Annotated in this window: 11 protein-coding genes; 5 read left to right on the top strand and 6 right to left on the bottom strand. The window is 45.7% G+C overall.

Features of this window, described 5'->3' with window-relative positions:
- Positions 1–200: 200 nt before the first annotated feature.
- Positions 201–1,076: an SDR family oxidoreductase gene (locus BMZ72_RS16650; protein WP_089810298.1), complete on the bottom strand. Its 876-nt coding sequence runs from the start codon at positions 1,074–1,076 to the stop codon at positions 201–203.
- 147 nt (positions 1,077–1,223) lie between these two features.
- Here BMZ72_RS16650 and BMZ72_RS16645 point away from each other — a divergent pair, with 147 nt between their 5' ends.
- The 5 genes from BMZ72_RS16645 (at position 1,224) to map (ending at position 7,227) form a co-directional block, all read left to right on the top strand.
- Positions 1,224–1,598: a winged helix-turn-helix transcriptional regulator gene (locus BMZ72_RS16645; RefSeq protein ID WP_089810296.1), complete on the top strand. Its 375-nt coding sequence runs from the start codon at positions 1,224–1,226 to the stop codon at positions 1,596–1,598.
- 40 nt (positions 1,599–1,638) lie between these two features.
- On the top strand, positions 1,639–2,772 hold the full coding sequence (locus BMZ72_RS16640; RefSeq protein ID WP_089810294.1) for a helix-turn-helix domain-containing protein: 1,134 nt from the start codon (positions 1,639–1,641) through the stop codon (positions 2,770–2,772).
- 94 nt (positions 2,773–2,866) lie between these two features.
- On the top strand, positions 2,867–5,734 hold the full coding sequence (locus tag BMZ72_RS16635; protein ID WP_089810292.1) for a M1 family metallopeptidase: 2,868 nt from the start codon (positions 2,867–2,869) through the stop codon (positions 5,732–5,734).
- 34 nt (positions 5,735–5,768) lie between these two features.
- Positions 5,769–6,455: a dTMP kinase gene (gene tmk, locus BMZ72_RS16630; RefSeq protein ID WP_089810290.1), complete on the top strand. Its 687-nt coding sequence runs from the start codon at positions 5,769–5,771 to the stop codon at positions 6,453–6,455.
- Positions 6,456–6,462: 7 nt separating this feature from the next.
- On the top strand, positions 6,463–7,227 hold the full coding sequence (gene map, locus BMZ72_RS16625; protein ID WP_089810288.1) for a type I methionyl aminopeptidase: 765 nt from the start codon (positions 6,463–6,465) through the stop codon (positions 7,225–7,227).
- An 83-nt stretch (positions 7,228–7,310) separates the two neighbouring features.
- On the opposite strand, the gene BMZ72_RS16620 is transcribed toward map, so the two are convergent.
- The 5 genes from BMZ72_RS16620 to BMZ72_RS16600 form a co-directional block, all read right to left on the bottom strand.
- Positions 7,311–8,879: a RagB/SusD family nutrient uptake outer membrane protein gene (locus BMZ72_RS16620; RefSeq protein ID WP_089810286.1), complete on the bottom strand. Its 1,569-nt coding sequence runs from the start codon at positions 8,877–8,879 to the stop codon at positions 7,311–7,313.
- A 30-nt stretch (positions 8,880–8,909) separates the two neighbouring features.
- Positions 8,910–12,065, bottom strand: coding sequence for a SusC/RagA family TonB-linked outer membrane protein (locus tag BMZ72_RS16615; RefSeq protein WP_089810284.1), 3,156 nt, complete (start codon positions 12,063–12,065; stop codon positions 8,910–8,912).
- A gap of 474 nt (positions 12,066–12,539) precedes the next feature.
- Positions 12,540–13,670 carry an esterase-like activity of phytase family protein gene (locus BMZ72_RS16610; RefSeq protein ID WP_089810282.1) on the bottom strand — a complete coding sequence of 377 codons (1,131 nt, stop codon included), beginning with the start codon at positions 13,668–13,670 and terminating at the stop codon, positions 12,540–12,542.
- A gap of 136 nt (positions 13,671–13,806) precedes the next feature.
- Positions 13,807–14,634, bottom strand: a complete 828-nt coding sequence (locus BMZ72_RS16605) for a ferritin-like domain-containing protein (protein WP_089810280.1) — start codon at positions 14,632–14,634, stop codon at positions 13,807–13,809.
- Positions 14,635–14,666: 32 nt separating this feature from the next.
- Positions 14,667–15,380: a ferritin-like domain-containing protein gene (locus BMZ72_RS16600; protein ID WP_089810278.1), complete on the bottom strand. Its 714-nt coding sequence runs from the start codon at positions 15,378–15,380 to the stop codon at positions 14,667–14,669.
- Positions 15,381–15,685 lie beyond the last annotated feature (305 nt).

Genomic DNA, 15,685 nt, shown 5'->3' with positions numbered 1-15,685 from the left:
ATTAACGTGTGAATAATTTGTTATCGTATAGTCCTGGGGTTATTTCTTCAACACAGGGAGGACAATCTGCTGAAGGATAAATAATAGATAACTAATTGATATCTAGATGCTTTTTTCGGAATTTTTATATGTCCCAAAAAACAGGGAAACAAAACTCCAACTAATTGGAGTTTTGTTTCCCTGTCCGATATTTAAAAGTGTCATTTACCGTAAACTGTTTTCAGGTAATCCTCTACACTACCACTCTTACGACCAATCAGTTGTTCCAGATCACCGCTCACTTCAGCAAATTCTCCATCTTTAACGGCTGTACTAAAGCCCGCAAACAAACCTATATACATCTCCGGTACACCTACTTTGGTCAGTTCTTCTTTAAATGCTTCTACTGTCGGGGATACATAATTTACCTGTTTGCCGGTAGCTGCTGTAATAGCCGCCGCGATCTCTGTATAAGAAATGGCTTTTGAACCCGTGATCACATAACTGCGGTTTTCATGCCCCTCTCCTGTCAGTACGGCTACGCCGGCCTCCGCCATATCCTCACGTAATGCATAAGCTGTTTTGCCTTCTCCGGCAGGCTGGAAGATAATGCCTGTTTCCAGTACTCTATCGCCTACAAACATTGGAATAACCTCCGCATATAAGCCATGCTCCATGATCGTATACCTGAGTCCGGAGGTTTTCAGCAGATGCTCTACCAGCAGGTGGGTAGACGCTACGAATGCCAGTGGGGAAGTGGCGGATTCGTTTTTGCGCTGTACACTGGTGTAGATTACGTGGCCCACTTTAGCATCGATCGCAGCATTGACTACGTTCTCGTGCTGCGGACCGCGATTTGCTACATCATTGCCGGATACAAAATACAGTTTGTCAGTATCTTGGAATGCAGCCACGAGAGACGCTTTGTCATCATAATTGCCAATAGCGATCTCCACGCCCAGTGGTTTGAATGCCTCCGCTTTGGCCGCATCGCGGACCAGGACCTTCACATTTGAGGCCGGTACTTTTACCAGCAGTTTATCTAATACAGCACGACCAAGATGTCCTGTTACGCCTGTCACTAGTATTTTACCCATTTTCTTAGATTTAATAGTATTGGTTACCTAATTACCTTAACTTACTTTTGGTAAGTCAAAGGTAGTTGCGTAGCAAATAGCTGACAAGAAGGCACTTGAATATCAGCTGGTTACGTGGAAGTAAGTAATTTTGATTATCAATTTGTTATGACAAAAGAAGATTGGAAAAAATATTCAGATACTGATGGGGAGTGCGCTGTCAGAAATGTCCTGGATCGACTGGGTGATAAATGGTCAATGTTAGTGATCATTGTACTGGGAGTAGAAGGCACATTGCGATTCAACAAACTGCACAACCTGATCGGGGATATCTCGCAGAAAATGCTGACCGTCACCCTGAAATCACTGGAAGCCGACGGCCTGATCACCAGAACAGTTTTCCCGGAGATACCACCCCGTGTAGAGTATGCACTCACGGAAAGAGGCGCCAGTCTGTTACCACATATGGAAGGTCTGGCAGAATGGGCGGCTAAACATATGGAGGGGATCTACGCATCCAGAGAAAAATATATCGGATCGTAACGACCGATTTAATACCTTCAGGAGGTCTTAATTTAACCCGATGAGCTTCTCCGGAATATTCAGTACCCTGATGTTGCTTGGCGCCCTGCAAGGCTTCATTATGAGTGGACTGTTGTTCTTTGCCAGGAAACGTCCGGCAAGAGATCGCCTGCTCGCTATACTGATCCTGCTCATCGCAACGGCCTGCCTGAACCTGCATATTTTTGAGTCCAACTGGATTAATGAACTACCGTTACTGAGATTCCTGCTGAATTTTGTACCACTCGTCGTGGTCATGCCGATGGGGCCATTACTTTATTTCTATGTAAAATCAGGTCTTGACCCGTCGTTCAGGTTGACCACAGCACACGCCCCTCATTTCTACACTACCATCATTGATATCGTTCCCCAGCTGATCGCTCTGACCTATGTTGGTGGCGTACTGGGTGGTATATTCAGGAATCACCCGCAACCCTGGGGAATCGCGATCGATACCTATAATGTGTATGCGGATATCCCCCGATGGCTTTCTATGACCATTTATGTATATCTCTCTTACCGGTATATTTCTGTCGCCCAGGTCAATAATGAAAAACACCTTCGCTGGATAAGACAGTTCCTGAAAGTCTTCCTGGTCTTTCAGCTGATCTGGTTTATCTACCTGGTGCCTTATGTGATTCCAAAGTATACAGACAAGCTGCTGGATATGGTGGATTGGTACCCCGTATACATTCCTCTGGTGATACTGATCTATTACCTTGGAATCAAGGGATATATGATGACAGCAGAAGAGGAAACGGCGGCAAAAAAAGCAGCAGCTCCTCCCGCACCTATTCCTGATACGATCATTGGGGAAGCAGTACCGTTACTGATGAAAGCCATGGAACAGGATCGACTGTACCTGAATCCGGAGCTAAACCTTTCCCTGGTGGCACAGCATACCGGATTACCGCCGAAAACCATCTCCGCAGTATTAAACCAGCATCTCCAAAAGAGCTTTAATGAATTTGTAAATGAATACCGGGTCGCCGCCTTCAAACAGAAAATTGCGGAATCCCAACAGGAGCAATATACCATCATGAGCCTGGCGCTTGAATCGGGTTTTAACTCCCTCCCCACCTTTCAGCGTGCCTTCCGGAATAATACCGGCATGTCGCCCAGGGAATACATGAATAACCAGGATAAAATGGCCTGAACCCTGTAAATGAGCCCTTTAAAAACTGTTCAAATCCGGATTTGAGTGGATAGAACAAGGGGCAAAGGCTTCTTTTGCTGATAAAAAAGAAGCCATGTATCCACGACTCCTACTCCTTGTATGTTTACTCCTGATTGGTCTGCCGACCTTCAGTCAGGACCGGTTTATCATCATCAGCGGGATCATCACAGACGCGACTACCCATAAACCTATTCCATCTGCCAACATCCAGTTGAAGAATAGCAGTACAGGTACCATCAGTAATAATTTGGGTACGTTCACTTTTAAGATACCGGAACGGTCGGTAACAGATAGTGTACTGATCTCCTGTATCGGTTACCGCCCTGTGACCAGATTGTTCGCTACTACTGACCAGCAGGTAGTCATCGGACTCACACCTGCCGTCATCTCCCTGCCGGAAGTGGCGATACATGTGCAGAGTGGACTGGAGATATTGCAAAAGGCGATTGCAGCTATCCCCCAAAACTATGATACCACCGATACCCGGATGACGGCCTTTTACCGGGAGGATATTCATTTTGATAACGATACCCTGAATTATAATGAATCGGTCCTGGACGTCTTCAGGACTTTTCGCAGAGACAAGGAACACCGTGATCAGATACGTATCATCAAAGGCCGGAAAATACCTTCTCCCCCCAATAATGATCCACAATTCTATGGATGGATCGGTAATATTACCAATACCGCATATAGTTCGCTTGGAGAAGATATCATCAAATACAACAGCGTAAAGAATAGTATCCTCGCGCCGCATAATTTCCGCTATTACAATTATACCCTGGCAGAGACGATCGCAGAGGGGGAACGTCAATTGCTGGTCATCCGGATCACACCAAAGAAAAACTCCAGAAAGGGGATTATAAAGGGTAATATCTATATCGATGAGGCCACGCTGGCAATGGTCAGATTTGAAGTAGAAACGACCCCTGAAGGGAATGAGTATATTAACAAACATGGAAAAGGAGGCCTACGGTATACGATCATGTCAAAAGTAGTGGGCGGAAGTCTTGATTTTACCGGCATTAAAATGACGATCAGTTACCAGGCCTTCCGGGGGAAATATTACCTGCACACAGTATTACGGCACTGGGATGTGGTGATCAACAGCCGGAAAAGAAATCTCAGCAATATTCCCTGGACCGGGGATTTCAATTTTCTGGTAACGGGTATCGATAAGGACAGTGTTCAGCAATTTCAGACGGGTGTGAGCAGTCATCAGAATTCTATGAATAATCTTATTGGCAGCAATTACGACGCTGCCTTCTGGGAGAATTACAATATCCTTCAGCCAGAATTACCAGACTCAGTGAAAACGGCTCCTCCAGCGAAAGTTGTCAGGAAGGTCTCTAACCGTCAGAACGGCTTTACCCGGGCGGATACGCTCCGCGGACAGCTCTCCCCACTCCGCTCCTGTTATGATGTGACCTTTTACCATCTTGATGTGGATGTAGACCTCGACAGACATTTTCTGAAGGGAAATAATAAGATCAGATATAAGGTGGAGCAGTCCTTTGACAGGATGCAGATAGACCTGTATGCCAATATGCAGATTGAACGTATCCTGTATAAAGGTCAGCCATTGCCGTACACCCGGGAATATGACGCCGTGTTTGTACAACTCCCTGAAAAACAGATTGCCGGCAATACCGGCGAAATCACCGTTTATTATGAAGGCACGCCCCAGGTGCCGGATAAAAGTATTTCCATGAATGGAGGCGTATTATGGGATAAGGATGAAGCAGGCAATCCCTGGGCACAGGTAGTATGCCAGGGTTCTGGGGCAAGTCTGTGGTGGCCATGTAAAGACCATTTATCAGACGAACCGGACAGTATGCATATCTGGATTACGGTGCCGGATGGCTTTACTGAGATCTCCAATGGCCGTTTACTCCAAAAAGTACCTGTCGGTACAAAGATCCGCTTTGAATGGGCGGTGACCTATCCGATCAACAATTACAATGCTACTTTCTGTATCGGGAAGTATGCACATTATACAGACCTCTATGTGGGCGCCGACAGTCTTACTATTGACTATTACGTGATGCCCTACAATCTTGAAGCCGCAAAGCGGCTTTTTGCCAAAGTAAAACAGATGCTGGCCTGTTATGAGAAAAGCTTTGGTCCTTATCCCTTCCCGAGGGACGGATTTACCTTACTGGAAAGCCCCTACCCTATGGAACACCAGAGCGGTGTCTGTATCGGCAAGATCAACAGAAATCAGTTGCCGGAACTGCCAGCCCTCGTATGGCATGAAGCAGCCCATGAATGGTGGGGAAATGCGATCAGTTGCAAAGACATGGCAGATATGTGGATGCATGAAGCATTTGCCACTTATGCGGAATCTTTAGTGATAGAGGAGCTGTATGACAAAGAGATGGCTACCGTGTTCCTGAATGACCAGAAAAACGGTGTTGGTAATAAGGAGCCGGTGATCGGGGAATACGATGTGAACCACATTTTCTATGACATCAATGACATGTACACCAAAGGTAGTCTGATGTTGCATACATTCCGGAATGTACTGCACAATGACACCCTCTGGTTCGGTCTGCTTAAAGGTATCCAGCAGCATTTCCGGTATCAGACGCTTTCTTCGGAGAGCCTGATCGGCTATATCAACCAGTTCACAAGACATGACTATAGCCCATTTTTCAATCAGTATTTGAAATATACTCATCTGCCCCGGCTGGCATACACTCTGCAGGAACAGGGGAATAACCTGCTGGTCAGATATCGCTGGGAGGCTGACGTCCCTGATTTTAGTATGCCGGTGAAAGTGACAACCGCCGGAGAACAGATGGTATTTATCCACCCGACCCGCTCCTGGAAGACACTGACCCTGAAAAACATGAAAGCAGGCGATTTTGAAGTGGATGAAGAGCATTTTCTCATAGATGTCGCTGAGCTGGATGGAGGCCGGACCTCGTTCGTTGAATAAGTGGTATCTTTGCCGATAGTTTTAACTGATTTTAATGCAAAACAACAGCAGGTTTATAGCCATCGAAGGATTGGATGGAGCAGGCAAGTCCACACAGATCAATTTACTTCAACAGTATTTCAACCGCCAGGGTACAGAAACCAGATTCGTACATTTTCCTATTGTACAGGAAGGTGTTTTTGGTGAAATGATCGCCAAATTCCTCCGGGGAGAATTCGGAGATGTAAAAGATGTTCATCCGCAACTGGTGGCGCTGTTATTTGCAGAAGACAGAAAGGCTTTTTCACATACCATCAATGAATGGCTGGCCAGCGGATATGTGGTACTGGTAGATCGCTATGTATTGTCCAATATCGCTTTCCAGTGTGCGAAGCTGAAAACTGACAAAGAGAAACAAGAGCTGCGTGACTGGATCAATATGTTTGAATACGAATACAACCGTATTCCTCAGCCGGATCTTTCCGTGTATCTGGATGTTCCCTTCTCCCATACGGAACAGGCTTTAGCCCAGCGTCGTTCCGGAGATGACAGGAAATACCTGAATGGGAAAGATGATATACACGAGAAGGATTTTTCCTTGCAACTGGCGGTGAAACGTGAGTATGAAATATTAGCAGATACAGACCCTACTGTGACGAAGATCGTTTGTTACGATCAGGAGAATAGAATGCGTTCTGTGGAAGAGATCCACGCAGCCATCATTCATAACATTACAAAATAATCAAGGTATGTCAATTACATCCAATGCAGATATTTCCGGTATGGAGGCAGTAAGCGAAGCAGTAGGTATTACATTGAAGAAAATGAGAGAATACGCTGCGCCGGGCATGTCGACGAGAGAACTGGATGAATATGGAGGAAGACTGCTCAGTGAACTGGGTGCAAGATCTGCTCCAAAGCTGACTTACGGTTTCCCTGGATGGACCTGTATCAGTCTGAATAACGAAGTAGCACATGGTATCCCATCTGAACATAAGATACTGAAAGAAGGTGATCTGATCAATGTAGACGTATCTGCAGAGCTGAATGGTTACTGGGGTGATAACGGTGGGTCATTTGTACTGGGAGAAGACATTCACAATCATAATCCGCTGGTGAATGCTTCCAAACTCATCTTACAGAAAGCGATCAATGAGATCAGAGGTGGTGTGAAGATCGCGGATGTAGGTGATCTGATAGAAAGGTCTGCAAAGAAAATGGGCTACAGGGTGATAAAGAACCTCGTGGGGCATGGTATCGGCAGAAGTCTGCACGAAGAGCCTAAAGAAATCCCTAATTACTACGATCGCAGGAATAAGAACCGCTTCCAGAAAAACAGTGTGGTAGCGATTGAAACGTTCATCTCTACAAAAGCTTCTTATGCCTATGATATGGGAGATGGCTGGACATTGGTGACCAATGACGGCAGCTTTGTAGCACAGCACGAACACACGATCATCGTAACGGATGGCAAACCGGTAATACTGACAGCCTCTAATGGCATCTGGTCTTAAACCGGCTTCAGGATATTCATAAAAGAGAAAGCGGCTTACCACCATATGGTGATAAGCCGCTTTCCTTTTTATAAGCAATTTGCTTAAGAACCGTAACCTGGATTCTGAGGTCTCAGATTTGGGTTGTTACGAATTTCCTGAATCGGCAGCGGGAACAGCAGGTGTTTATCTGCGAGTGCAGCACCAGAGTTCTTGTTAATGTGTCCTGTGAAGTTGTCGAAACCGTTGGTGTCTTCGTTGTACACTTTTTTCAGACGTACCATGTCAAACCAAACGATACCTTCATAGGCAAATTCATGCCAACGCTCACGCCATACCGCTTCTTCGAAAGTTGCTTTTGTCAGACCTGATAATACTGGCAGATTAGCTCTGCCGCGTACGCGGTTCAATGCATCATAAGAAGTTGCATTTGGTGATCCGTCTGCCTGGTTCTGTGCTTCTGCATAGATCAGCAGTGTTTCTGCGAAACGAATCTGTGTCATATTCAGGTTACTTCTACCTGTACCTGGTTTACCAGGAGCACCATGACAAGCTACATCAAAGAATTTGAAAATGTAAGGAGATCCCAATGGGAACACTGCACCTACACCATCTACAAAGTAAGAAGTAAAGAAGAACTGCTGTTCGTCTGTACGTTTGTCAGTCGGATTATACTTCTTGTAAGAATTGTAGAAAGACACGGTAGGCACAGAGCTACCTACACCACTACCATATGCAGAGATGTTTTTAGCCAGGGAGTTATTTGGCAGCATCAGGGACTGCATCGGGTTACCCTCGATATCAGCCAGGTACTGAATTTCAAACAGGTGTTCCACCCTGTTGTTCTGTGTTACAGCGTGCAGGTCGTCATAGTTGGTGAACAGATTTACAACCGTTGGATTTGCTACTGAATAATCCAGTACTTCTTTTGCTTTATCAGCTGCGAGTTTATAGTACTCAAGACCCTTATTCAGTGGCGCACCAGCCATTGTCAGATATACTTTTGCCAGTTCAGTTTTGATAGCTGCAAGACCTACTCTGCCAGATGCATCCATCCATGGAAGACCAGCTGCTTCAGCTGTTTTCAGGTCAGCAATGATCTGGGTGTACACTTCTTCGGTAGAAGTACGTGTAGGATAAAAATCCGGAGAACTAGCTGTTTGTGGTTTCAGGATCAATGGTGCATCACCCCATAATCTTACGATATAGAAGTAAGCCCATGCACGCATGAAGCTGGCTTCTCCCAGCGTTCTTTTTTTCTGTGCTTCATCCATTGGATTGATGCCAGGGATTTTGTCCAGTGCCAGGTTAGCCTGTGCGATCACTCTGTAAGCGCCGGTCCACCATTGTCTCACATGCAGGTTATCACCATCATATACCAGACCTAACAGGTTGTTCAGGTCAGAGTTCTGTGCTGTTGCAGTGGTGATGGTACCGGTTGGAGCTTCCAGCATCTGGAAGTTAGCCGAGAAGATACCTGCGCCGCTACCGATGAAACGGGCGCGTGCATAGGCCGCATATACAGCAGCATCTGCGTGTTCAGGGATGGTGTAATAGCTGTCTGGCGACAGGTTGGATGGGTCCTGTTCATCCAGGAAGTTGGAGCAACCGGTCATAAACAGGCTGCTTCCGAGTAATATGCCGAATGCGGTTTTCTTAATGTAGTTCTTCATGAGCATCTCTTTTTTCTGATAAATGTTGGATTAGAACGCAACGTTAGCGCCCAGCTGGAACGTGGTTGGTTTTGGATAATCGAAGAAAGTCTGACCCTGCGCAAATGGCTGGGTATAAGTACTAACTTCCGGATCGTTACCGCTGAACTTCGTAACCAGGAAGAAGTTCTGAACAGAAGCATACAGTCTCAGTTTAGAGAGGTGCAGTTTTTTCAGAGATTCTGGTGAGAAGTTGTAGCCCAGGCCCAGGTTTTTACCACGCAGGAATGAACCATTTTCTACCCAGCGGGTATCAACGTTGGTTACATAACCAGCAGCCGGATCACGTGGAGCGGCGATGTCAGTGTTCTGGTGATCTTCTGTCCAGTAGTTCAGTACTGATTTGAAGCTGTTTGCCAGACCTGTGCGGTCTTCACCGGAGTGGTGAGTCATGTTCAGTACATCGTTACCGTATACGAACTGTAACTCAATGGTCAGGTCCAGGTTTTTGTACTTGAAGGTGTTGAAGAAACCGCCCCATCCATCAGGGTTACCATTACCAATGATCATACGGTCAGCGTCGTTGATCGCGTGGTCGCCGTTTACATCGCGATATTTGATATCACCAGGCAGGATTGGTTTACCACCACGGTAGTCTTTAAACAGCGCAGCTTCAGCTGCTTCTTTAGTGCTCCAGGTACCTTCACGTACCAGGCCCCAGAAGGAACCTACAGGTTCTCCTACACGGAGGATGTTTGTCTGGTTGGTGAAGTTAGGACCACCCACGCCGAATACGTCGGCAGGAGTAGCCAGTGCCAGCACCTTATTTTTATTGAAAGAGATGTTGAAGGTAGTGGTCCAGGTGAAGTCTTTTGTTTCAACGTTCACGCTGTTGATACCGATTTCAAGACCTTTGTTCTCCATAGAACCGATGTTTTTGCGGATAATGGTGTAACCGCTGGTAGTTGGCACCGGTGCTTCGAGCAACATGTCTGTCGTTTTCTTGTAGTAGATGTCAGCTTCCAGGGAGATTCTGTTTTTCAACAGACCCAGTTCCAGACCGAAATCATACTGTGCGGTTTTTTCCCATTTCAGGTCTTCGTTTGCCAGTCTGTTTGTACCGACACCCTGTACTTTCTGACCATTCAGCGGGAAAGCGTAGTCGTTGCTTGCAGCCAGCAGGGACAGAGAGCTATATGGATCGATCTCAGAGTTACCTGTCTGACCATAGCTGGTACGCAGTTTCAGGGTAGAGATGGTCGGATTGCCTTTCAGGAAAGGTTCTTCAGACACACGCCATGCCAATGCACCAGATGGGAAGAGCGCATATTTATTGTTAGGGCCGAATTTGGAAGAACCATCCACACGGCCTGTAATTGTTGCTAAGTATTTGTCTTTGTAGCTATAGTTCACACGACCGAAGTAGGAGTTAAATGCAAACCCCAGGTTACGTGAACCAGCACCGGAAGAAGGGATCAGACCTGCGGAACCGATACTATTGGTCTGGAAGTAATCGGTAGAGAAATTCTCACCACGTACGTTGAAACCATAGATGTTATCTTTCTGCCAGCCCAAACCAGCGAGTGCGCTAATGGAGTGTACCTGCTTGAAACGTTTGTTATAAGTCAGGTAGTTCTCGAAAGACCAGTAGGTTTCTCTGTCATTCGCTACGATAGCAATACCTTTCTGTGTAGCGGAGATATCCAGCAGGGTGCGGCCGTTCCACTCGTTCCTGCCACGGGTAACTATGTTAGCACCCACTACAGAACGGAATTCCAGGCCTTTCGCCAGGGCGATCGTTGCATAGGCGTTACCCAGTACGTTTTGCGTCTGGAGAACGTATTTACGGTCAGTCAGGATGTGAACAGGGTTGGAACCACCTTCAGCACCAGGATACAGTTTATTGTTGCTGTATGTACCGTCCGGCATTTTTATAGGCAGGAAAGGCAGTGCTTCTGTGATCATACGTACGGAGTTCAGACCACCGGTACCGATATCTACCAGGTTTTCATCCTGGTTGGTATAACCCAGTGAACCACCCACTTTCAGCCATGGTTTCATCTGGCTATCGAAAGTGAAACGGGCAGAGTATCTTTTCAGATAAGAGTTCAGGAGCAGCCCCTGGTCATTTCTGTAACCCAGGAAGAGACCGAACTGGCTGTTTTCATCACCACCGGTAAAGCCCAGCTGATGGCTGTGAGATACTTTTTTCTGTACTGATTCTTTGAACCAGTCAGTATCGTACAGTGGATTACCATTGCTGTCGAACAACAGTGGGTTTGAACGTTTGATCTTTGGATCTTTGGACACGTAGTTGCCTGCAGCCCAACCTACCGGATCATAGATCTCAGCATTTTTCCAGGCCAGGTCTTCTACCTGCATATATTCTCTTGCATTGAGCATTTCTACTCTTTTAGGGCCGATGGTGTTGTAAGACAGACCTGCGTCATAAGTGACACGGCTGCCGCTTGCATTACCTCTTTTAGTAGAAACAAGGATAACACCACTTGCACCTCTTGCACCATAGATCGCGGTAGAAGATGCATCTTTCAGTACTTCCACGGAAGCGATCTCATTCGGGTTGAGGAAGTCGATCGCGTTACTGTTCTGCGTCTGCGCACCTACCGGAATTACCACTCCATCGATTACATAAAGCGGGTTACTGGTTGTGTTGATAGAACTGAAACCGCGGATACGTACGTTGGTCTGACCACCGGGACGACCGGAGTTGGTATTAACCTGTACGCCCGGAATTCTGCCTGCCAGCGCCTGGTTCACAGATGCTGCCGGTCTTTCTTCCAGTTGAGCAGTTTTAACAGATGCTACAGAACCCGTCAGGTCAGAACGTCTCTGGGTACCATAACCTACTACTACAACGTCCTGGAGTGATTTTACGTCAGAGGACATGCTGACGTTAATGGTAGTGGCGCCATTAACCACCTTCTCCTGCGGCAGATAGCCGATGAAGGAGAATACGATCGTACTTCCACCTGGAGCATCTATACTATACGTACCATCTGCTTTTGTTTGTGTACCAGTCGCCGTGCCTTTAAGTTGTACAGAAACCCCGGGGAGAGGTGAATTGTCCCGGTTGTCGAGGACTTTTCCGGAGATTTTCCGGCTTTGTGAGAACGCCTGCAATGTCATTAGCAATGCTAATGTTCCTTGCACAGCAATCCTCATGAAACGTGTGAATTTAGACTTCATATTCTGGAGGTTTTAGAGAATAGATTGGCTGGCCATGCAAACTTTCGTCCGCATATGCGTTCCTGAGATCAGATAATAGACAACTACACTACATCATTATTTTACGTGGCTCTGTAATGAAATAAATTGAATGCTGATCGATATCCGTGGGATAAGGAATAAGCTACAGTAAATAATTGATGATTCTATAACGTTTTCGGAATTCTGCTTTTAGTACAATAGTTAAGTTTTAGATACGATTTCGGTTCCTTAGTATGTTAAGCTCGAGTTAAAAGTATAATATTTTTTAAGTAAAGTAAAACGTTTTTGCAAAAAACTTTTCCTGTCATGGAAACTGCCGTGGTGGTGACTACAAGCCGGATTTCACGGCCTTACTACAAATATGAGAAACTGGGCTGTAAAAACAAAAAAAAGGAAAGTAGCATTTTGGCATACTTTCCTTTAAACTTTATGATTAATGATAAAATAGTATCTCTACTCTACTTCGAATATAAAGAACTGTGTTTCCTCTCTTTTATCGAAGTTATTATCGGCTACAAATATCATACTCCTGTGCCCATTTGGTAATATAGGACCCAAAGTCATACCCTCTACATTGTCTACATAGGTATGTAGATCGTCGAAATTTAACAGTAGTGTCTTCTTTACAGGTATAAAGTTTTTCGTTGTCTTTAAAGATGCTACATTGTTAATATTAGTAGCATCCAGTATTTCTACTGAAAACACCCTGATCGTGTTATTCTTTACACCACTGGAGAAAGAGCGTTCCATTACCAGCAGTTTATTGGCTGACAAAGCAATGACATCCGAAATACCATTTACACGGAAGTCATTGGCAGGTACCGGCTCATGTGCAACCGGCTCGAGTTTGTAAGCATACTGAGCAACCGCCTTGTGGCTTTTCATATCAAATTTTATCAGCCGTACGAATGCACTGGTATCCTTAAGATCTGCTCTTGGGCCATCTTCATAACGTGGCTCTTCCAGGCTGACAAAAAGGTTTTGTCCATCTGGCGTCAGGCCTAGTCCTTCAAATACACCATTTCGTCTGGGACCACTTTCAGAAGCATGCATCTGGAATTGTCCCGGTAAATAAAAGCTATCCTGCATTAATCCGTTCATATCAATTTCATAAACGCCCGGGTCATTGATGACATAGCCGGTTGGAGAAAGCAGGCGCTCCCCTTCACTGCTCCATATCAATCTTCTGGTACGCGGATTATAACGCATTGCTTCCGGGTCAGGTGCAAATTCAGCATTGGAAGGATAGACATTCCCGTTCCGCATGCGCAGGGATGTGACGTCTTTAAAGATCACACTGTCACCTGCTTTACCAGTCATTGGTATCTGAGCTGTATAAAACCTGGCTGGCTGGTGTTCTGACCTGTCATCAGAGATGATGTAATAGACATTGCGGGCGGTATCGTAATCTATGCCCGATAGTCCTCCGATCGAGGTACGGTTAAATGGCCTGTTGTAGGGCACTACATATTTATGCAACAGCTTTAGGGATGAAATAACCGGTACAGGGGCTTCATTAACGACCGTTTTTTTGGCGGCGGTGCAGCCTCCCAGTAAGACGGCCAATAGTAATAGTTTTCTCATAGACAGACGCTTTTTTTTGCATGTCTGCAAAAGTAGCGAATGAAAACAAGGAACCCCGCTGCTTTTGCAGAAGGATTCCTTTTGTGACACCTTTTTTGTGGTTATTTTCCCACGTGATATTGAACGGCTAAGGACATTATTTTTTGATGAAGTTTCCTGCGATAGCAAGTACTGCGTCTTCGGTCAGGAATTCATCAAAGGCCTCTGTGGCAGCTGCTTTATCTACCTGACTCGCAATACCCGTAATCGTGATCCCTGCCTGAACGTCGTTATCTTCTCCGGCATATACGGGTTGAATGATGGCTACATTGTTCTCTGCATTTGTAATCCATGGTTTTAATGCCGGTTGCGGAGCTGATGCAAGATTTCTGCGCATATAGCGTAAGTGCGCCGCATGGCGTGCCTCTACGGAATGGATTTGTAATGCCACGGTGAGCACTGCCGGATTTTCCATCAGTACAGTAGCTTTCCCTTTATAGGCTCTTACGCCGGTGTCTTCAAATGCCTGCGCGACAGTCAGCAGTGTTGGATAATCTGTGAATGTAGGAAGGTTCAGTGAGCCTCCGGCAAAGTCGAAAGTAGGTTTGGTAACAGGTGTTCCACCAGCGCCACTGATAGCGCTTTTTAACAGCGCTACGTGTGCTGCTTCATGATTGGCGATCGTTGTAAACGCTGCCAATGCTGCAGGAGTAGGGAATAAAGACGTTTTGGTAATAGCGGTCGCGTAAAATTCTGCTTCCAGGTATTCCAGCGTAAGCGCATAGTTCAATACGCCCAATACATCCTGAGGCGTCCGTCCGTAGGCTTTTTTCAACATACTACCCAATGCAAGCGGAATAGCTGATAGTGCCAGTACGCGGCCTATATTCCGGAATTGCTTCATCGCATCCCTGCGCGTATCAAGACGTCCGGATAGTTCCGCGTCCTGTTTTTCCAGTTCAGAGAATATATTTTGAAGATTCATATTGATCAGTTTTTACAATGAGGAATGTGTAGTTATTTAGGCAGCGTATTAGCGTCAATCTCTGTTTTGATATACACCTTTGCTGCCGCAAATACATCCTGCGGCGTTTTCGCAAAATCTAACCCGTTGGAGTCTGCATCAGATGCGAAAGAACCGTTGCTGATAAGGTCTCTGATCAATGCGGCATGTCTTGCCTCAACAGATACTATTTTGCCGGCGAGCACCAGATAGTTAGGCGTAGTGATAAATTTCCCTGCTCCGTTATAGGCTGCAACACCCAGATCTTCGAAGGTTTTTGCAGCAGCGAGTACTTTATCCCGGCTGGTAAAATCAATGGTGGAGAAATCCACTGTAAGATTAGGTATTGCATTTGTTCCAAGCGCCTTACGGAAGAATTCCCTGTGCGCTATTTCATGATTACGGATGTCAGTAAGAAAGATGCGTTCTACATCTGAAATACCTGAATATGGAGTCGCTACTACCTGTGTGTAGAAGGCTGCTTCCAGTTGTTCCAATGCAAATGCATAATTTAACACTGCAAAGTCTCCGCTACCTAAACTTACTCCTGTACCAGGAGTAACATCACCACCATCGTCTTCACCGCTACAGCCTGCTAATGATCCGGCAGTGATGACTGCAGCTCCCAAACCAGCGTATTTGAGGAATGTACGACGATGTACATTGGGCATGGCAATACCTTCCTCCTTACCATTGCTGGTCACGGAGCGGGTTTTCCGTATAAACATAAAATGAGTTTTAGCGTGAATGAAAACTTATACGTGGTTGGTTAACCGAGAAAGAGAAATGAAAATGATAGAAATGAATAATACAATGATAGAAATGAAAAGCTTCGCGAGAGCTGAAACACCAGATGCTTCCGGATCACACAGGTGCGTCTGATTGGATATACGGGGTATAAATCTATCCGGTTTTAATTCCGCTAAAATATTTTTCTATTGAAGTGCTTGACTGTGGCTGGTTTTCATTAAATTACAAAAAGGTAATCAATCGTGCTGACAGAGTGTTTATCTCATTTCAGTACGATTAATTA

This window comes from Chitinophaga sp. YR627 (assembly GCF_900114995.1).
In the GTDB taxonomy this organism is placed as follows: Bacteria; Bacteroidota; Bacteroidia; order Chitinophagales; family Chitinophagaceae; genus Chitinophaga.
The sequence above is the reverse complement of the archived record's forward strand: the minus strand, read 5'-3'. Positions and strand labels throughout refer to the sequence as shown.